The sequence below is a fragment of the Streptomyces sp. WM6386 genome, assembly GCF_000972385.1.
In the GTDB taxonomy this organism is placed as follows: Bacteria; Actinomycetota; Actinomycetes; order Streptomycetales; family Streptomycetaceae; genus Streptomyces.
The window spans coordinates 1-18,172 of sequence record NZ_JXTE01000108.1 but is presented as its reverse complement, the minus strand read 5'-3'; the positions used below and the strand labels follow the sequence as shown (position 1 = coordinate 18,172).

Genomic DNA, 18,172 nt, shown 5'->3' with positions numbered 1-18,172 from the left:
GCCTCGGGGGCCGTGTCCGCGGGTACGGCGTCCAAGGGCTCCGCGTCGGTCGGTACGGCGTCCACCGGCTCGGCGTCCGCCGGCTCTTCGTCGGCCGTGTCCTCGGCCGTGTCCGCGTCCTCGTCCGTCGGCTCGGCAACCACCGAGGCGGCGTCCTGGGGTGCGGCGCCCTCCGGCTCGGTTGCCTCGTCGGAACCGGCGTCCACCGGCTCGATCACCGCGACGTCCTCGGCGTCGGCGTCCGCCGGCTCGGTCGCCGGGGTGGCCTCGATGTCGGCGTCCTGGGACAGCGGGGCCTCGCTGTAGGCATCCGCCGTGTCGTCGGAGGCGTCCACGACGGCCACGGCATCCGCCGCTTCGGCGTCCGCTTCGGCTTCGTCCAGGCCGGCCTCGGCCGCAGCAGTTCCGTCCTCGTCAGCCGCACCCTCGGCATCGGCGTCGCTCTCCGGGCCCGTACCCGCGTCGGACGTGCCGGTGTCGTCGCCGGAAGTCGGCGAGGGCTCCGCGAAGGCATCCGCCCCCGCTCCGTCGGCCTCTTCTCCGTCGGCCTCTTCGGAAGCCGTTTCGGAGTCGTCGTCGAGCGGCACCGGCGCATCGGCAGCCACCGCGCGCTCGGCGATCTCGCGCTTGAGAGCCACGGCGGAGAACCGCATGGTGGCGCCGCTCTCCAGGTCACCGTTGCCGGACTCCGGCTCTTCGGCGGCCGGGACGGCGGGCTCGGCGGAGCCGGAGTCGGCCGCGGCGGGGACGGGAGAAGCCTCGGGCGCGGGTGCCGGGACCGGCGGGGGCAGCGTGAAGCTCGACGGGGACGCCGAAGGCGTCGCCGCGGGGGCGGCCCACGGGGACTGGGGCCCAGGGCTGCTCGGTACGGCGGTCGGAGAACCGGCGTCCGCGGCGGGGGCCTCGGTCCGGACCTCCGGCTGCGACGGCTCCGCGGCCTGCGCCTGCGGCTGCTGCGGCTCGAACCCGCTCCCCACCGGAAGCCTGGGCACGGCACCCGGCCCCCCGCTCGGCGGAGTGGCCGGCGTGAAGGGTGCACCGGGAGCCGGCGCGGGCGGGGTGAACGGAGCCCCGGGGCCGGAGGAAGGCGGCGGCGTGAACGGCGCCCCTGGACCGGCGGACGGCGGTGCCGGCGGCGTAACGGGAGCCCCCGGACCGGAGGAAGGCGGCGCCGGGGGAGTGAAGGTCGCCCCCGGACCGGGCGCGGGCGGCGTGAAGGGGGCGCCGGGACCGGGCGCGGGCGGCGTGAAAGGGGCTCCCGGGACGGCGGACGGCGGCGCCGGCGGCGTGAACGGAGCCCCGGGTGCCGGGGAAGCATGGGCCGGAGGAGTCAAACCCGGCAGCGAGGAGGCGGACCAGTCCACAGCGGGGGGCGTGGCAGCGGGCGTACCGGACGCGGGTGCCGTACCCGCCGAGCCCGAGGCACTGGACGAGCCCGCCGAGCCCGCGGAGTTCCCCCCGTCGTTCGCACCCGGACCCGCCGACGCGTTCTGCGTGTACCAGGCGGGCGGCGCGTAGTCGATGGTGAACTCGCCGGTCATCTCGATGTCCGACTCCGCGTCGGGCTGGTCATCGCCGGGTGTGGCCCAGCCCCCGCGGATCCCGTCCCGATCGCTGCTCACAATTCCTCCTGGTGTGGTCGAGCACCCTCATGCCGTGCCGGGTCGACCATGTGTTGTCGTCCAAAGTCGTACGAGGGCAGTCCGATCAGACCCGAGCGGCTCGAATGGTTCGAGCAGTCCGATCCACCGGCTCCCCCTGGGGCGCCGACGCCCGGTCCACGGGTTCTGGCGTCGCGCCTTGTCCCAGCCTAATCACCACAAGGGCCGACCCGGCAGGCCCGTCCACCCCTCAGAGAGCGTCCGTCGCGTCACATATGGCCGGGAACAGGCGTCAAGTACGCCACTTCGGTGACGAAAACCGCAGAGAGCGGTGAACGTGAGGGCATGAGAGAAGGTGTGAACCGTTCACAATCGCCCAATATCGGTTGTCCGTCGGGCGGCTCAGTCCATCCGCCGCGGCGAACCCAACAATCCGATCTCGGCATCAGTGGGCTGAGTCATCACATAATGACGATCGCGGTCGGCACACCAGAGCGTGACCCCGTCGGCCAGTGTCGGCAGCGCCTCGACGTCCGTTTGCGGCAGTGCCATCGTGCGCCCCAGATGTGCGGCCTCGTCCGGCGATATCCGCTGGATGCCGGCGAGCCGCGACTGACGCAGCAACCGAGGAGCGACGGGGCTCAGATAGGGCAGCAGAGTCAGTACCGACTGCCACGGCCCGGACACGACTCGCCCACGCGGCGGACGCATACCGCAGTCCCGGACCACCAGCACCGGCGTACCCGCGGACGCGCCCTGCGGCGGCACCCGACCGACGTCGTACACGGCCAGCCCGTTCTGTCCGCCGCCCATGGCGTGCACCAGCTGCTCCCACGCCTGAGCCCGGGCCGTCTCCACCGCCACCCGCGCACCCGTGGCCGCCGCCCGCAGCGCGACCACCTGAGCCGTCCACAGGCCGCCGATGAGCACGACGTCGTACGGTGTCGGCCGGTTGAGCCCCAGCACCGCCGGCGCCCCCTGTGCGTCGACGCCGATGACCACCCCGTCGTCACCGATGGGGAGGGCGAGGGTGTCCAGCGCCTCCGCGGACAGGGTGTGTCTGCCGTGTCGTGGACCGATCAGGCCGAATCCGTTCGCTAGCCGGGGGCGTGCCCGCTCGGCCGCCGAGGGGCGTGGCTCGTCCGGGGCGCCGTACGCTCCCGGTCCGCCTCCGCTGAGGGGCCGCGTGTTGGTCGTCGTCACCGGACACCTCCGAGGGGCAGTGTGGCGAGAAGGGCGGGCAGTTGCTCCCGGTCGAGCCGAGCGAGGCCCGCACCCGTGTGCCGTGCGGCACCCTGCAACGCGCGGCGGGCCGCGACCAGTTCGTCGTCGCTGCGTCCGGTCACCCGCAGATGCCCGGAGAGCGAGACTTCCTGCCGCTCCCCGCGGGCGAGCGTCAGGCTGAAGGTGGTGGCTAGCGCCGGTACCGCCGTGACCAGCGCGACGAACTGGGGCAGCGACGGCGCGCGGCCGCCGCCGAACTGGGGCCAGCGGCGGATCCAGAACGTCGTGTGTCTGCGGTTGTCGCAGCGCCAGTAACGTCCCGACTCCTCCGTCCGCCGCGCCCGCGCGTCGCTCCGCCCGGCCTCGGCCGTCACCAGGGCGTTGGCGCAGGCCGAGGTGGCGAGGGCGGCGGTCAACTGCTCCTCGTCCAGCAGGGTCGCCCGGAAACCGGCGCCGGTCAGCCGGCTCGCGAGGTGGTCGGCGATACGTACGACGCACTTCTGCGCTCCGTCGATGCCGCCCCCGCGCGCTGCCACGGCCTCCGGGCTCAGCTCGGGGTCGAACTTCAAGGCGATCCAGGTGATGCGCACCGCAGGAGCGCCGGTCTGTTCCTGCAGCGGCGCGTAGTTGGCGACGGCCACGGACTGCTGCGGAAGGTGCAGTGCGGGCGCGGGCTGTGTGTGCAGCACGATCTGTGCCGACTCCAGCCGGATGCCGTCGACTTCGAGGGTGTCGCGCACCAGGGCCAGCGGCAGCGGCTGCCGACTGCGCTCGGCCCGCAGCGCGGTTGAGTCGGCCTCCACCTGCAGGACGGTGGTGACGTAGGTGCCGTCGCCGATGAGCCCGACCGGACGCCGGTCCCGCCCCCCGTAGGTGTAAGTCCGCAGGCTGGGGTCGAACTCCAGCGCCAGCGCCAGGGTCGGCTCGGTGCCCGGCGGTATGTCGGTGCTCGCGGCCTGCCGCTGCCGGGCGCGCAACCGCCGTGCCGTAGCCAGCCATTCGGGCAGCGAACGCCCGCGCCGATGCACGAACGCGATCAGTACGAGGGCCACCGCCACGACGGCCGCGGGTGCCAGCGCGACGGGATCGATCGCCCACCCGACGAGCAGCACGGCGGCGCCGATCTGCAACAGGACGAGTTGTTGCAGTCGGGACGAACTCCCCTGTCCGGCATGCACCTTCAGCGCCGCGCCGGCCGATCCACCGGATGCCGGCGGACGCGGGCCCGGCGCGGACCGTCGTCCGTCCGCCGACGGCTCCGGTGCCGTGGGACGACGGGTCTGCACCTGCCCGCGCGACCGCGCCCGTGTTCCGGAAGCCATCACTCCATCCCCCCGTTCCCCACACAACTCGCCGCTGTTCCAGCGTCATTCAAGGCTGTTGAAGGCCCAGGTACCCTACCCGCTCCACCAGCACCTTCGGTTACCAGGCATAGTAGGGGGCCGGTCTGACATCGGAGGGCGCGAGAGCACGTGATGCCCGCTGCACGCCCGATGCGACCCAGGTGGAACACGGGGAGAGACAGGCGCAGATGGCATCTCGGCGGGATCAGCTCAATGCCTACACCTTCGCGAAGCGCCGCATGCTCGCGGCCTTCCTGCAGTCGTCACCCGACGGCTCGGGGGAGGGAGCCCCACGGCCCCTGCGCGCGATCGTTCCCGGCATCATCGTCGGAGTCGTCGTGATGGCGGTCTTCGGAGCCTGGGGCATGTTCAAGCCGACCGCGCCGGACGGCTGGGACACGCCCAACTCCAAGGTGATCGTGGCCAGCAAGTCCACCACCCGCTACGTCGTACTCAAGACGGACGGCAAGATCCAGCTGCACCCGGTCCTCAACATGGCCTCCGCCAAACTGCTCCTGGAGGAGGGCCAGGGCGACGTCGTGACCGTCGCCGAGTCGGTGCTCGACAGCGGGAAGATCCCGCACGGCGTCACCATCGGCATCCCCTACGCGCCCGACCGCCTGCCGTCCGCGTCGGAGGCCGGCGGTGACAAGCGCTGGGTCGTCTGCGAGCGCCCCGGCGCGGGAGGCCGCTCCATCCAGAAGGCGGCCCTGGTCCTTGCCGCGCGCGACATGCAGGTGACCGAGGGCAAGGACGAACGCCTGCACGGCGGCCAACTCCTCTACGTCCGGGCTCCCGACGGCAAGCGCTACATCGTGGACGCGAACGGGACGTCGTACGCCATCGGCAAGGACGACGAACTGCTGCTGCGCGCCGTCGTGGGCTCGGGCCGCACACCCCAGTCGGTCTCCGACGCGTGGCTGGCGACCCTGCACCAGGGCGACCCGATCGCCTTCCCGCAGATCACCGCCACGCCCGGCACGGCGGCCGGCGCCCCCGGCCAGCTGGACGCGGCGACCGACAAGGTCGGCATGGTGCTCAAGGCGTTCGACAACAACACCGAGCAGTACTACGTCGTACTGCCCGGCCGGGTGGCACCCGTATCGCCCTTCATCGCCCAACTCCTCCTCTTCAGCGAGGAGCTGGCCCCGCTCGGCCAGGCCGGACAGGCGAAGGAGATGAGCCCCGGCGCGATCGTCCCCGGCAAGGCGTTCGGCACGGAGCACAACTGGCCGACGGCCGACCCGGCGCCCGTCAACGAGGCCTCGAACGCCGACGGCAGCCGCAGCACCGTCTGCAACGTGCTGCGCGACGTGGACGCCGACTCGGGCGCCACGACCCTGAGCACCTGGGCGGGCACCGACTTCCCGAAGACCCTCGCCACGGGTTCCACCAGCGGTTACGTCACCCCAGGTTCCGGCCAGCTGTTCCGCCAGTTCCAGGGCAAGGCGACAAAGGCCGGCCCGGTCTTCCTCGTCACCGACACAGGTCTGCGCTACGTCCTCCAGTCCAACGCCGACAGCGCCACGGACGACGCCGGCGTCGGAACGACGGCCAAGGACCGTGAGCAACTCCAGCAGGAGGACCGGCAGGCCCAGATCCGCCTCGGCTACAAGGACGTCGCCCCGGCGCCCGTCCCCCTGGTCTGGTCGGAGTTCCTGCCCACGGGCCCCCGCCTGTCGACGGCCGCGGCACGCCAGCCGCAGGGATCGTGAGGGGGAGTCCGGCAGTGATTCGTACGACGTTGACGGCGACGGCGGTGACCCTGGCCACGGCCCTCACGCCCCCCGCGGCCGCCGCGGACAAGCTCCCCTACTCGGACCAGTGCACGTTCCCCAACGGCCTGTACTCGGGCCGCCCCTGGTCCCTTCAGCGAGTCCAACTGGACGAGTTGTGGACCCAGTCGAAGGGCAGGGGGGCACGGGTAGCGGTGATCGACACGGGCGTGGATGTGAAGAACCCGCAACTCGCCACTGCGGTGGACACGGCCGCCGGCATCAACCTGCTCGACAAGAACCTCAAGGACGACAACGGCGACCCCGTCGAGCGCGGCAAGGAGAACGGCACCACCGACACCGTCGGCCACGGCACCAAGGTCGCCGGCATCATCGCGGCCCGCCCGGCCAAGGGCACCGGATTCGTGGGCCTGGCCCCCGAGGCGACGATCATCCCGATCCAGCAGAACGACGCGGAGGGCCACGGCACGGCGGAAACCCTGGCGACCGCGATCCACCACGCGATCGACGCCAAGGCCGACGTCATCAACATCTCCCAGGACACGTCGAACGCGGCGAAGCCGACACTCCTCCTGGAACAGGCGGTCGAGGCGGCGCTCGCGCGGGGAATCGTGGTCGTGGCCTCGGTCGGGAACGACGGCCTGGGCGGCAACGTCAAGAAGACCTACCCGGCCTCCTACGACGGCGTCCTCGCCGTAGCCGCCTCCGACCGCAACAACGAACGCGCCGCCTTCTCCCAGTCCAGCGACATCGTGGGCGTAGCCGCTCCCGGCGTAGACATGATCTCCACGGTCCCCAAGGGCGGCCACTGCTCCGACAACGGCACGAGCTTCTCCGCGCCGTATGTCGCGGGCGTGGCGACCCTGATCAAGGCGAAGCATCCGACGTGGACGGCCCGCCAGGTCGTCGCCCAGATCGAACAGACCGCGGAGCGCACCTTCGCGGGCCACGACCGCCTGGTCGGCTGGGGCGTGGTGGACCCGGTCCGCGCGCTGACGGAGGACGACAGCCCGATCGAGTCGCCGAACCCACGGGAGGGGCTGGGGAAGGCGGAGGCCCCGGAGGCCGCGGCGTTCCGGACCGGCGAGACGGCGGACGAGCGCAACGCCCGGCTGGCTACGTATGTGGCGGTGGGGGCGGGGGTGTTGGTGGCTGGGCTCGGGGGGGCGGCGGTGGCGATCAGGGACGCGCGACGCAGGAAGCGGCGAGAGGCGGAAGGGCAAGCGTGGACGCGTTGACCGAACTCAGGACCATGCTCGTCGTCCTGGGCATGGTGCTGGTGATCATGGCGTGCGTCAAGTCGGACCGGGTGAGGGGCTGGCGGGCGAGTCTCTACCCGTCAGGGGAGGAGCTGCCGGCCCGGCGTTCGTCGTCGCGCGCGTCGTCTTCGTGACCATGGCGTGTATCTGCTTCTGGCAGGGCCTCGCCGGCATCGACCTGTCCAGCGAGAAGTCGTGGAGTGACGACGAGTTGAGCAGCGCGGTAGAGGGAGCCACGGACGACCTGGACGGCTACACCTACCAGCTCGACCAATCGGGCGACCCTCTGTACCCCGAGTTCGAGGAGTACGAGGACCTGATCGGGAACACGGTCGTCCAGTACCGCGGCGATGATGCCCCGAAGGGGGACGTCTACGCCGAGCGGGCCAGTTACAGCACGGACGCCGACGCACAGTTGACCGTTACGGCCAGCGGCACGGACGCGGCGTTCTGCGTGCACGTGGAGCGCATCCGCTCGAAGAAGGACGACTACACGCCGCCTGGCATCACCGGGGGAGAGGGAGGCTTGACCTACCCGGGGTATCGGCTTGCGGTGACGAGTCGGGGTGGAGCGTGCTGATCCTGAGCGACGACTGAGGGAAGGGGCGGACGGCTGCTGAACACCGCCGAATAGGGTGACTGCGTGCCTGAGCTCCCCAACGAAGCCACCCTCGAGGTCTACGCCGCCACCGATCCCGAACGCCTTCATGGCACTGCCGGCCGACAGCAGCCGTGTGATCGCCAAGCTGTCCCGTCTGACGCAGCGGGCCACGGACCGGGCGGTGCGCCTGGCAGAGGATCTGGCCGAACAGCAGGACGCCAAGGACTGGCGGCAGCTCTCGCGACGGATGGCCTGGCAACTGGTGCAGAGACGGAGCACCGTGCAGCTCAGGTCGCCGTTCCAGGACCATGATCCTGTCTCCGTGGACGATCCCGCGACAGAGTTCCGGGCAGGTCTGCTGCACGAGATGGCGCTGCGCTTCGGCCTCGGACGCAGCCGCGACAACTACCTCCCCTACCAGGCTTATGGCGCCCGGCTGCGCGAACTGAGGCATCCTTCGGCCTGGTTGACGCTCAACTCGCTTCACTTCGAGGGCGGGATGCGCAGCGGAAGCTGGATCGAGGGTTCCTCGCCTGCCTCTCACACCCCGGAGACGCTGCGCGCCGCCTACCCTGAGGTACCGCCCACTGAGGGTGGCGCCAGCGCCGGCCGTGCTGCCCGTCGAGTACCGGACGACGCACGGGCCGCTGCGGCCGCAAGGGGTTTCAGTCAACTCGCGGAATATGAGGCGGCCTTCTACATCCTGCCCGAGCCCGTCGATCGAGTGGACTTCAACACGGCCTTGCTCGCCGAACTCGACGCCGACAGCCTGCACGCACTCACCCCCGACACCCTCACCACGGTCCACACCACAGCCGACGATCTGGCCCGTGAACTCTTCGCGGCGGACTTCGGGGGCGGCTTGTGGGGCGAGGCCCAGTACGGCGCCTACGCCAGACTGCACACCTGGCAAAGCCTGTACGCGCTGATGGACATCGCTGGGGAAACCTCTCAGTACGACGCCGTACGCCTGGCCGCGGGCCACTGCTGGCTGCGTTTCGCGGTGCCTCAGTACACCGACAACAGGTGGTTCGTCGGCGACATGACGGACATCGCCTTCGCCTGCCTGGACCTCACCCGCACACGGATCGCCATACTCGCGGCGACGGAGACGGACTGAGGGCTCGGTCAGGCACCCGCCCGCGACACCTTGCTGTCGCGGTGACGGACGGAGCGACGTACCCATGCCGCCGACCGCTGGATTTCGTCATAGCAAAGGCTGAATCAGGCCTGACGGTGAATCCTCGGGGTCGACATGCGGCGGCTTGCCGACAGGGCGGAGAGCGCTCAACTTGGCTGCCTTCAGGGCGAGGTGAGCGATTTTGCGACAGTCGTTCCGTTCCAGCCTCGACCGTCTCGTAACTGACCCCACACAAAGTTCAGTTGGCCACGATTTACACAATGACTACACTGGTAGAAGAGTGCATCGCCCAACGAACAGCGACACCATCCGCGCGGCACTCGATGGCTTCGCAAACGGGGAAACAACGGGGAGGGCAGGCTTCGTGCGTCCTGCAGACATGGGCGGTGGCGCCGCCGACGTGCGGCGTGGACTGGATGCGCTTTCGACCTTCAAGAAGCGCGTGGACGACCTCCTCACCACCCTCGAGGGCTCAGCGGGTGGTTCGTCGAAGGTCGCCGCCCACAGCCTGCCGCAACATGCGTTCGGCACGGGCAACTTCCCCGAGGCGCAGACACTCCACCTGGAGTACGAACGCGTCCACGAGCGCATCACCTCGCTGTCCAAGTCGCTCGGCCTGCAGCTGGAGGCGATGCAGATCGCCGTTCACGGGGTTGACGTCACCTTCGACAACCTCGAAGACGAACAGCGCTACCGGTTCCACGAGATCCGGGCCGAGGTCAACCAGTCGCGCGACGAGATGCTGCATGAACAGCTGAAGCGCGACAACAAGGCCGACCACACCGACGCGGGGTACTGATGAGCGGCGAGAAGAACCACCAGGACCCCTACAAGCCGGAACACCAGGAAGCCGCACACCAGAACGGCACCCTCGACGCCGTCATGGATATGACCAAGCTGAACCCCTTCGGGGGCTCCGGCACGGGCTTCCACTTCGGCAAGACCAACTTCGAGGGCCACGACCTCAACCAGATGATCGACATCGTCGAGTCCGCGAACCCGGAACTCCTGGAGAACGCGGGCACGTCCCTCGTCGCCGCCCGCGACGCCATCAACGACGCCGCCGACGAACTCAGCCGCAACCTCGGCAAGGTCGACTGGGAAGGCGACGCCCACACCGCGTTCTACGACTGGGGCATGGACCTGGTCACCACGGCACTGGGCCTCGCCGGTTACGCGGATGTGGTGGGCACGCAGGTCATGGCGGCGAGCTCCGGGCTCGCGTCCGTGCGCAAGTCCATGCCACCGCGTGACACGCGGACCGACCCCAAGGCCGTCGATGACATTCCCGAGGCGAAGCGGGTCGACGCCAATGACGAGTACACGGCGGCTGTGAAGGCGGAGGGCGACCGGCAGGAAGCGATCAACCAGATGTATCGGTTGGCTTCGTTCTACACGGTGTCGGGGGCGGAGATGCAGCGGGCTGAGGAGCCGGTGTTTCCTAAGATGCCGGACGTGGGGGTGCCGGCGCCGCCGCCGGACTTTAAGGACCCGCGTGAGTCGATGCCTCGGCAGAGATCACTCTCGAGCTCCAATGATTCAGGCATCGCAAGCAACAGTGCGGTGGACGCCGGGGTGAAAGGGGCGCATTCCGGCGAGCAACTGCCGTCGCACAAGAATGTGGACGCATCTGCCTCTCCGACGCCGAACGTCGGTACAGAGATCGACAGCGTCGGTACGTTGCCGCCGCAGGAAACCATGAAGCCGACGCCTGCTGCACCGCCGTCGACGACGGGTCCCAGCATCACTCCGGTGGGAACGACTGCTCCCGTCGCCCCCGTTGCTGCGCCGCCCGCTGGGAGAGGTCTAGCTGGGCGCACTTCTGGCTTCGGCGGTGTACCACGGAGCAAGGCTCCCGCCTCGGCACAGGGGCGAGGCGGCGGTGTGTCCGATCGCGCCCCTGCTGCGCGCACAGGTACGGGCCCGATGGGACGCACTACCGCGCCTGGGCAGGCATCCGGCCGTACGCCTGGTCCGATGGGACGAGGCGTAGTCGGCGGGGTGCCGAAGGCTGGGGGAGCGGCGGCCAAGTCGACCGGCAGCGTCCCGCGTGGTCCTGTCACCGGCATGGGTGCCACGAACCCCGCGCGTGCGGGAGGCGGGCGTCCTACCAATGGCGTTCTCGGTGGTAAGCCCGTAACGGGAGCCGCGTCTGGTGTCAGTGGTCCCAGGACGCTGCGAGGCAATGTCATCGGAGGTGAGGGGGCACCATCCGCCGCGCGCCCTGCGGGCGAGAGGCCCGGCCAGCGAGGGGTGATCGGGGCACCGGCATCGACGCCGGGCGCGGGGCAGGCACCTCGCCGTCCAGCCGGCAGTTCTGACGGCGTGCTTGGAACACCCAGGGCAGCACCTGGGCGAGGGGCTTCCCGGACCACGAACGATGGACAGACGCCCGGCGGCACCCGCGGCGTACCGCGTGGCTCGGCGGGCAACCAGGGTTCTGGAAGAACGCGTTCGCGCCGTGACGAGCGGCGTGACGGGCCGTCGTCAACCGACTGACCGGACAAGAGCGAGGACAGACAGAGGCATGTTGGCAAGGATCAGAGGACGGGGCGGGTGGAGCGTGCCTTTCGCGGGACGAAACGGGAGACGGGTTGCTGCCGTCTGTTCAGCGCTGGGTGCTCTGGCCGTAATGTCGGCAGGCCTGACTCCGAGCGCGGCGGCCGCCGACGTCCAGTCCCAGCAGTGGTACCTGTCGGCGATGAAGGCCGAAGAGATGTGGAAGGTAAGTACCGGTAAGGGCATCAAGGTGGCCGTTGTCGATACCGGAGTCAACCCCAACACTCCTTCGTTGAAGGGCCAGGTCCTCGGTGACGAGGTACCAAAAGCAGTTGGCTACAAGGCCACTGAGGACTACCTGGGCCACGGGACGAGCATGGCGGAAATCATCGCTGGCTCTGGTGCCGGTGGCGGCCTGAAGGGAATCGCTCCAGGGGCGAAAATTGTTCCGTACCGGATCTCGCTCAAGGGACTCAAGAGTAAGAGCGAACGGGAAAAAGCCCCTAATGAAGCAGCAGTTATCAGAGCCATCGCTGACAGCGATGCAAAGATCATCAGCATGTCATATGGAGGGTCCCTTGACTTTCCCGATGTGAGGGCGGCATTCAAGTACGCCAATTCCAAGGGGAAGTTGATGATTGCCGCTACGGGCAACGATGCCGAGGGGAAGAACTTTACCGGTTACCCGGCTTCCTACCCTTACGTCGTGGGCGTAGCCGCAGCGGACAAGTCCGGAACAGTCGGCAAGTTCTCGACTAATGGCAACTATGTTGACCTGGCCTCCCCTGGCCTGGACACGCCCACGTGGTGCGACAACACGTTCCGTTCGTACTGCCTCGGCGAGGGAACGAGCATGGCCACAGCCATCGCCTCCGCCTCCGCCGCCCTCATTTGGTCCAACCACCCCGACTGGACTGCCAACCAGGTCCTCGCCAGCCTCATCGACACCGCCGGCCGAGACTGGGCGAAGGACGACCCGAGCACGTACCTCGGCTACGGCCTGATCCGCCCCCGCAAGGTGCTGGAGAACAGCGACTTCAACCCTGGTTCAGCCCAAACTGACCCGCTCGCCAAGGAGAACGCGGCGGGCGTCACGGATGACACAGGCGGCTCCCCTTCTACGTCCGCATCAGCCTCGTCACAGCCCGAGAAGGACACTTCAGGCGGCCAGACATCGGCGGCAGGATCAAGCGCCGACTCATCTGACAACACCACTTTGTGGGTGGCTCTCGGAGCCGCGGCGGCCGTACTGCTGCTCGGAGGCGGTGCTTTCGCCGTGATCCGTTCACGACGAGGCGCCTGACAGCCCGCGCTCAACCGACTGACCAATCACACACAACCGTTCAGACGCGGCCCGACCGCATCCGCACGGAAGCGCGACGACCAGCGTGCCATCAGCCAGTGACGCGCTGACCCGAACCCCAGCTCTCACGAAAAGGAGTGGCGAAATGGTTGACCGTAAGTTTAGTGACGATCATGCCCAAGTCCTTCAGACGGCGATTATCGACCGGTACGACTCGGTCAGGAACACGCTGGCACAGCTTCAGGGAACGATCGACATGATCGAGAAGGCCTGGACTGGTCAAGGCGCCAACGCCTTCAACACGAAGCAGTCGGAAATCAACACCCACATGGCCGCGATCGGCCGCATGCTCGACGGCTTCCTCGAGGGCGTGAAGTTGAACACCAGGGACAAGGGCGTCCTTGAGGACCAGATCCACGCCGACATCACCAAGATCTCGGTGGAGGACCTCGGCGGCAAGACCTCGGCGCTCAACAGCTACTGAGCCCATCGGCGGCATTGAGCCACGCTATTTTCCGGGCTGAGTAGTCCGGCTGAAATCGTCAATGAATTGAGGGAAGCATGTCCGGAGTCCACTACGGCGAACTCGCCGTCACGTACGGCGTCATGGACGCGCTCGCCACCGAGCTCGGCAACCAGGCCAAAAAGCTCGAGGAGGACCTCGAGGCCCTGAAGAAGTCCGTGCTCGACGTGTCCGGCGGCTGGGCCGGCGAGGCCCACGACGAGTTCGCCAAGCGGGCCAAGGAGTGGGACAGCCACGCCTCCGCCATCCACCAGGCGCTGGTCCAGATCTCCCAGAAGGTCCATGCGGCCGGCGGTGACTACCGCGGCGGTGACCTGAAGGGCGCCAGCTACTTCATGTAGGAGCGCTCAGTACGCAGCACCGGGGTGGGCACGCACGGGAGGTGCCCACCCCGGTGCCCTCCGTGCTGTTCGGAGAGTTCGTGTTCGTTGGACAGACTCGAAAGCGATCGGATGTAGAGGCACCTCGCACGAGTTCATCAGCGGGTGGCGACGCCTGCGAGGCGGTGCAGGGCTGCGGGGTGTACAGAGGTGCTGGCGGGTTCATGGGGGAGCGCCCAGGGAGATCGTCGCGCATCTATTCGACCAACTGTGCGGCTGGTGCGCCGAGTTCCGTTGCCGCCAGCCCAGGAGCGGCGATCATCTCCCGCGCCTGGGCTGAGAAACGGCTACAGCGCTGACGAAGGTAACGAGTGTGTTGAGGTGGCCGCTCACCGAACCCAAGTGGCGGTGCGCGACTCAAAAGCTCTTGGCGGGGACAAACTAATCGTCTCCGCTGCTGCTTTTGCCGCGTCCGTCAACGCCGTCACACAGAGATAGCCCGAGGCGCAATCGGGAGGCGGTGGTGGGGCAGAGCCAGATAGGGCGGCAGGGCGTCCAGGGAGGGGCCAGAGCTGGGGGCGACGCCGGAGGGGGAGATAGCTCACCATCGGAACAATGCCGAGCCGCCCGCCCGCAACCGCTAGATGGTTTGCTCGGTTCGACGGCGGGGCCCACCTGCCATCGTCACGCCGAAAGACGAGCGCGAGCACCGCTGAGAATTTCTTCCGCTCGCCAGTAGCCGGTACCTCAGCGAGGCGATTTCCTCGGCACAGGGCCGTGCCGAAAAATCGAGCCGAATCTCGACCCAAATGCGACCGTATATTTCGTCGTCTTTCATCAGGGCTCCTCACGCTGGGGCAGTCCCTCGAAGCCACTGCATAGTTCCTATCAGTGGGCCTTCCCCGCGGGAATCTGCATGGGTAGCGCCGCTGCAGAGGCGCAGCCACCAGCGTCGGCGACTGCTCTGGCCATCGAATTAAGGACAGTCATACGGTCTTTGCTGACGCTGCCGCCGGTCATCTTGCCAGTCGCGGAATACATCTCCGCCTTCACATAGTCCGTATCGCCGACGTGTGCATCGTCGGTGGTTGCCTTGGTTGGGCAACGGAAGAAGAGATCTGCGCCGTAACGGGAAGTTCGTGCAAAAACGCCCACAGGATATTCGACCGTGTCGGTGCTGGATTCTTCTTCTTCAGAGCTTGAGGGGTGGCTACGGGTTGCACTAAACCGTACCTCGAGAAGAGGGCGCCCACTGTCATCGCCAGTCTTGTAGACCCAGCATGTGCCCCGCTGCGAGTAGGAGTCATGCAGGTGCTTAATTGCCCTGTCCACGGAGAACGTGTTGGACTCGCCCGCTTCGTTTGTTCCGGTGAGCTCATCGAACTGCTTCGTACCAGACAGGCGTTGCAGCGCCGCTGCAGCTGAGGTGTCCAGTGTGCCGTCGCAAATCTTGTTCGCAGCTACGCCTGCGTTCGGCTCCTTAGAACCTCCTCCTTCGGAGTTATTGCTGCAACCGGCGGCAAAGGTTACCGCGGCTGTCATGCAGACAGCTGCGCTGCGTGCGATGCGTACTGGTACTCGACGCATTCTCTGTCCTCACTCAGTCCTTGTAGGGAGGCCGGCCCCGATAGTCGTTCTCGTTTGAACCCGTTCCCAGGTAGGTTTGTTTCGTATCGTCGAGCCACTGATCATCGTCAGCCTTTTCCTCTGCCTCCGGGTGGTCCTTGAAGTATGAGCTGTAAGTCTCTCCAAGGTTGTTGGTGCCCTGACCATAGAAATCACGGCTGGTCATCTGCGACTGACCCATCGAGTCGGCTTCGGCATCGTCGGTGGCCTTGTCGATTTCATGTCCGACCAGTGTGTTGGCTGCGTCAACGAGTGTGTCCGCGGCGAGAGGGGCGATCACTAGCGCGGCTGCCGTTGAACCAGGCAAGGGAATAGCTGCGACCCCACCTGCGACGACGGCCCCTACCATCAGTTTCTTCCAGTCCGCTGATCGAGCCAGTGCCTTGTTGGCATCCGAGGAGTTCTCGCCGTAGGTCGTCTCTGCTTGTTGCACACGGGAGTGGTCCAGGATTCCGCGGGCTTCCGCGCCGATCGTCATGGCGTCCCGAGCGTGGTTCATGTTGGCATCACTCGTGGGGGGGTGAGAGTCCAATAGGCTCAGGGTGTAAAGGTGTTGCGCAGTAGTTACTGCTTTGTGTGAATCTTCGCTCTGTCCAAGAACGCTCAGGAAATCGATGGCTCCCTGGTTCCCGAATTGTGCCCGCCCGGCGTATCGAGCTGGGAAGTCGCCCGCGTCCTTGCTGTGGTCGCCCATGCCGGACAGTTCGTAATCGATGTCATCGATATACGCACCAGCCATCTTGCCCAGACTGTCTGCAAGTTCGGGTTGGTCATGCAGCATCTTGGGCCCGTCTTCGCCTCCGTAGAGGTAGACGACCTGTTCCATGACGCTGGCTGTTGCCGCAGAGCGTTGGTCGCCTGCCACGACGGTCTTTGCGTCGACGTCGGACGAGTAGCCGGTCGTGGCCGCCTCCAGCGCGCGGCCGAGCGCGTTGCGCCCCGCAACGTAGTCGTGGTCACCTCCCATCGTGGCGTCGGACACCCAAACCCGGTCCTGCGTCAGGTACTTGAGATGCTCGTTGATCTCGGAGGCCTTGTTGACGGTGTCCCGGTCACCGATGGTGTATTCCGTGACATCGGGCCGGGCGAAGAACTGTTCTGAGGCACCGGGATTGTGCCCCAGCGCCTCCAGGAACCCCGTCACAGGGTCACGCCCCCGGTCGTTCTTGTAACCCCAGTAGTTCAGGTCACCCTGATTCGCGTTGTTCACCCACAGGTTGATGCCCTCGCCGTTGACCTGCTTGTCGTAGGCGAGGAGCTTGTCTCCGTAGTCGTTGAGGAACTGATCGTCGTAGTCGCCGAAGCGCATCAGATTGCTCATGACCGCGTAACCGGTCGGATTGCTTGCGTCGTCGATGCCGAGCTGGCCGGGGCCGAGTTTGATCATCTGCTTTTCCCAGCTCTGCATCTTGTCGGTGTCGGAGAGCGTGGCCTGACCGATGGTGATGCCGAGGTTCTTCTGGAGCTGCTTGGCCTGCTTGGAGCGATCGGGGTCGTACTGGCCCTGGTAGGGATCGGCGATACCGGCCCAGAACGTGAGTACCTTCTTGGGTCCGACCTGAGTGGCGAATTCCTCAGCGAAGAGAGGGTCGTTCTTGTACTTGGCCAGGGTGGAGTTGAGTGAAGCAAGCTCCGTGGTCGTCACGTCATGGGGGTTCTTCGCGAGGATCTTGGCCAGCTTGTCGGCGTCCGCGATGGCCTCGGCTGCGTCGTCTCGGCTCTCGTAACTGGCACCGGAGAAGCCGTACTTCGATTGGTCCACGAGAAGCTTGAGCACCTTGGCCGCGGTGGTGTCGCTCTCTGTGGCCTTGGTGAGAATCCCCTGGAGCTCGTCCCGGAAGGTGTCCACGTCCTGTTGGGTGTGTTCGGGGACGTCGGTGCCCTTGGCGGCGCGGTCGGGGTGGATGTTCATCGTGACGGTGAACGTGCCCTTGCCCGTGTCCATCGCCGTGAGGTTCTTCTTCAGTCCTCGATCGATGGCGTCGGTGAGCTGGGTGCGGTAGGAGTTGAGTTCGTCGCGGGTGTCCATGAGGATCTTGGCGATCGAGTGGGCCTGTGCATGGGCGTCGGCGAACTCCCCAGCGGTCTTGTTCACGAACTCGCGGCTGACCGTGGCGTTGACGCCGGCCCAGTCAGCCTTGTCGGCCTTGGTCTTGAGGTTGCGTTCCGCTTCCTCTTTGAGCTCACCGAGGCGCTTAGCCATCTGTTCCCAGTCGGTGATTGCCTCACCGAGTTTGGAGAAGTTCCCGAAGCGGAGTGCGTCAAAATCCATCGGCTCAGCTGCCCTTCCGCTCGTCGAAGCCCGCGTCCAGAGTGGAGATGCTGCTGAGCGTGGTGGAGATGTATGTCTCGTCAGCGGCGTGCTGGTTCTTGGTGAAGCGCAGGTGGTTGGAGATGTGCGCACAGGCGTCGAGGAGGGACTGGACCTGGTCCACCCAGCGTTCGGCGACATGACTGAGCGCACCGCCCAGTGCGAAGCCCTCGCTCGCAAGACCGCTCGCTGCGGCCAGTGAGGCGACGCGAGCATGGTCGCTGTAGCGTTCGAAGTCCTGGAACAAATCGTGGGCCGCCTTGCCGATCGCCGAGAGATCCTTCTGGCTGGCTCTGAGGTCACCCCATGCGTCTTTGGTGCCCGTACCGCCGCTCGGATCCGCGGGCATCTGGTTTAGCTGCATGTGCGTCGATTGACCGCTCGCAGCCTTCGCTTTGAGTTGCTCCCACTCGTCCCACGCCACCCGTGGTCACCTTCCCCGTTTCCCCGTGAAGCCCGCAGCACCGGACGGGCCAGTTCCGCCAAGCTACCAACTGATCAACTCCATGAACCCTGATCAAGCGAGTTCACGGATTCCACCGAACCTTCCACAGGTCACCGCCCAGGGTCTGAAGCAAGCGGAGCCAGGCCCAGGCCACCTCGCGATGCCCGCGGCTGACATAACCCGACTCAGTACATGCTCTCCGCCACCACCCCCACCTGCACCAACGGCCTCCCCCTACGC

17 protein-coding genes and 2 pseudogenes are annotated in these 18,172 nt (G+C 67.2%); 12 read left to right on the top strand and 7 right to left on the bottom strand.

Features of this window, described 5'->3' with window-relative positions; all coding sequences use genetic code 11:
- Positions 1 to 992 (bottom strand): annotated as a pseudogene (locus TN53_RS49675) (hypothetical protein); the annotation flags it as partial.
- A 103-nt stretch (positions 993 to 1,095) separates the two neighbouring features.
- On the opposite strand from TN53_RS49675, the gene TN53_RS49670 reads away from it, so the two are divergent.
- On the top strand, positions 1,096 to 1,518 hold the full coding sequence (locus TN53_RS49670) for a BatC protein (protein WP_159038244.1): 423 nt from the start codon (positions 1,096 to 1,098) through the stop codon (positions 1,516 to 1,518).
- A gap of 23 nt (positions 1,519 to 1,541) precedes the next feature.
- Here TN53_RS49670 and TN53_RS49665 read toward each other — a convergent pair.
- The 3 genes and pseudogenes from TN53_RS49665 to eccE all read right to left on the bottom strand — a co-directional run.
- Positions 1,542 to 1,622 (bottom strand): annotated as a pseudogene (locus TN53_RS49665) (SCO5717 family growth-regulating ATPase); the annotation flags it as partial.
- Between the two features lie 381 nt (positions 1,623 to 2,003).
- Positions 2,004 to 2,804: a hypothetical protein gene (locus TN53_RS38310; protein ID WP_046263463.1), complete on the bottom strand. Its 801-nt coding sequence runs from the start codon at positions 2,802 to 2,804 to the stop codon at positions 2,004 to 2,006.
- Positions 2,801 to 4,147 (bottom strand): type VII secretion protein EccE, encoded by a 1,347-nt coding sequence (eccE, locus tag TN53_RS38305; RefSeq protein WP_199924727.1) that lies wholly within the window; start codon positions 4,145 to 4,147, stop codon positions 2,801 to 2,803. The genes TN53_RS38310 and eccE overlap by 4 nt, the downstream gene beginning before the upstream one ends.
- Before the next feature lie 209 nt (positions 4,148 to 4,356).
- On the opposite strand from eccE, the gene eccB reads away from it, so the two are divergent.
- The 11 genes from eccB (at position 4,357) to TN53_RS49235 (ending at position 14,048) form a co-directional block, all read left to right on the top strand.
- Positions 4,357 to 5,883: a type VII secretion protein EccB gene (gene eccB, locus TN53_RS38300; RefSeq protein WP_046263462.1), complete on the top strand. Its 1,527-nt coding sequence runs from the start codon at positions 4,357 to 4,359 to the stop codon at positions 5,881 to 5,883.
- 14 nt (positions 5,884 to 5,897) lie between these two features.
- Entirely contained in the window at positions 5,898 to 7,142 is a 1,245-nt protein-coding gene (gene mycP / locus TN53_RS38295; RefSeq protein WP_420719157.1) for a type VII secretion-associated serine protease mycosin, read from the top strand.
- A complete protein-coding gene (locus TN53_RS47600; protein WP_159038243.1) occupies positions 7,139 to 7,297 on the top strand; it encodes a hypothetical protein in 159 nt (52 codons plus the stop codon). The genes mycP and TN53_RS47600 overlap by 4 nt, the downstream gene beginning before the upstream one ends.
- Complete coding sequence (locus TN53_RS38290; RefSeq protein ID WP_159038242.1) at positions 7,294 to 7,743, top strand: hypothetical protein; 450 nt, start codon at positions 7,294 to 7,296, stop codon at positions 7,741 to 7,743. The genes TN53_RS47600 and TN53_RS38290 overlap by 4 nt, the downstream gene beginning before the upstream one ends.
- A gap of 127 nt (positions 7,744 to 7,870) precedes the next feature.
- A complete protein-coding gene (locus tag TN53_RS38285; protein WP_052745383.1) occupies positions 7,871 to 8,884 on the top strand; it encodes a DUF6183 family protein in 1,014 nt (337 codons plus the stop codon).
- A 301-nt stretch (positions 8,885 to 9,185) separates the two neighbouring features.
- On the top strand, positions 9,186 to 9,704 hold the full coding sequence (locus tag TN53_RS38280) for a hypothetical protein (RefSeq protein WP_234441798.1): 519 nt from the start codon (positions 9,186 to 9,188) through the stop codon (positions 9,702 to 9,704).
- Entirely contained in the window at positions 9,704 to 11,404 is a 1,701-nt protein-coding gene (locus tag TN53_RS47595) for a hypothetical protein (RefSeq protein ID WP_159038241.1), read from the top strand. Before TN53_RS38280 ends, TN53_RS47595 begins: the two co-directional genes overlap by 1 nt.
- A 133-nt stretch (positions 11,405 to 11,537) precedes the next feature.
- Positions 11,538 to 12,707, top strand: a complete 1,170-nt coding sequence (locus TN53_RS46050; protein WP_095046957.1) for a S8 family serine peptidase — start codon at positions 11,538 to 11,540, stop codon at positions 12,705 to 12,707.
- A gap of 145 nt (positions 12,708 to 12,852) precedes the next feature.
- Positions 12,853 to 13,191, top strand: coding sequence for a WXG100 family type VII secretion target (locus TN53_RS38265; protein WP_046263458.1), 339 nt, complete (start codon positions 12,853 to 12,855; stop codon positions 13,189 to 13,191).
- Positions 13,192 to 13,268: 77 nt separating this feature from the next.
- Positions 13,269 to 13,571, top strand: a complete 303-nt coding sequence (locus tag TN53_RS38260; RefSeq protein ID WP_046263457.1) for a WXG100 family type VII secretion target — start codon at positions 13,269 to 13,271, stop codon at positions 13,569 to 13,571.
- A 144-nt stretch (positions 13,572 to 13,715) separates the two neighbouring features.
- Positions 13,716 to 14,048 (top strand): DUF397 domain-containing protein, encoded by a 333-nt coding sequence (locus TN53_RS49235; protein WP_324609646.1) that lies wholly within the window; start codon positions 13,716 to 13,718, stop codon positions 14,046 to 14,048.
- 390 nt (positions 14,049 to 14,438) lie between these two features.
- On the opposite strand, the gene TN53_RS47590 is transcribed toward TN53_RS49235, so the two are convergent.
- Genes TN53_RS47590 through TN53_RS38250 form a run of 3 tightly spaced genes read right to left on the bottom strand, consistent with a single transcriptional unit; the run spans position 14,439 to position 17,911 of the window.
- Positions 14,439 to 15,092, bottom strand: a complete 654-nt coding sequence (locus tag TN53_RS47590) for a hypothetical protein (protein ID WP_159038240.1) — start codon at positions 15,090 to 15,092, stop codon at positions 14,439 to 14,441.
- 58 nt (positions 15,093 to 15,150) lie between these two features.
- Positions 15,151 to 17,448, bottom strand: coding sequence for a hypothetical protein (locus TN53_RS38255; protein ID WP_046263456.1), 2,298 nt, complete (start codon positions 17,446 to 17,448; stop codon positions 15,151 to 15,153).
- Between the two features lie 4 nt (positions 17,449 to 17,452).
- Positions 17,453 to 17,911: a hypothetical protein gene (locus tag TN53_RS38250; RefSeq protein ID WP_046263455.1), complete on the bottom strand. Its 459-nt coding sequence runs from the start codon at positions 17,909 to 17,911 to the stop codon at positions 17,453 to 17,455.
- Positions 17,912 to 18,172: the final 261 nt, after the last annotated feature.

Excerpts from the sequence above, each read along its gene's own strand:
- TN53_RS38285 (WP_052745383.1), top strand. The coding sequence starts at position 7,871 with ATGGCACTGCCGGCCGACAGCAGCCGTGTGATCGCCAAGCTGTCCCGT.
- TN53_RS47590 (WP_159038240.1), bottom strand. The coding sequence starts at position 15,092 with ATGACAGCCGCGGTAACCTTTGCCGCCGGTTGCAGCAATAACTCCGAA.
- TN53_RS38265 (WP_046263458.1), top strand. The coding sequence starts at position 12,853 with ATGGTTGACCGTAAGTTTAGTGACGATCATGCCCAAGTCCTTCAGACG.
- TN53_RS38255 (WP_046263456.1), bottom strand. The coding sequence starts at position 17,448 with ATGGATTTTGACGCACTCCGCTTCGGGAACTTCTCCAAACTCGGTGAG.
- TN53_RS47595 (WP_159038241.1), top strand. The coding sequence starts at position 9,704 with ATGAGCGGCGAGAAGAACCACCAGGACCCCTACAAGCCGGAACACCAG.
- TN53_RS38260 (WP_046263457.1), top strand. The coding sequence starts at position 13,269 with ATGTCCGGAGTCCACTACGGCGAACTCGCCGTCACGTACGGCGTCATG.
- eccB (WP_046263462.1), top strand. The coding sequence starts at position 4,357 with ATGGCATCTCGGCGGGATCAGCTCAATGCCTACACCTTCGCGAAGCGC.
- eccE (WP_199924727.1), bottom strand. The coding sequence starts at position 4,147 with ATGGCTTCCGGAACACGGGCGCGGTCGCGCGGGCAGGTGCAGACCCGT.
- TN53_RS46050 (WP_095046957.1), top strand. The coding sequence starts at position 11,538 with ATGTCGGCAGGCCTGACTCCGAGCGCGGCGGCCGCCGACGTCCAGTCC.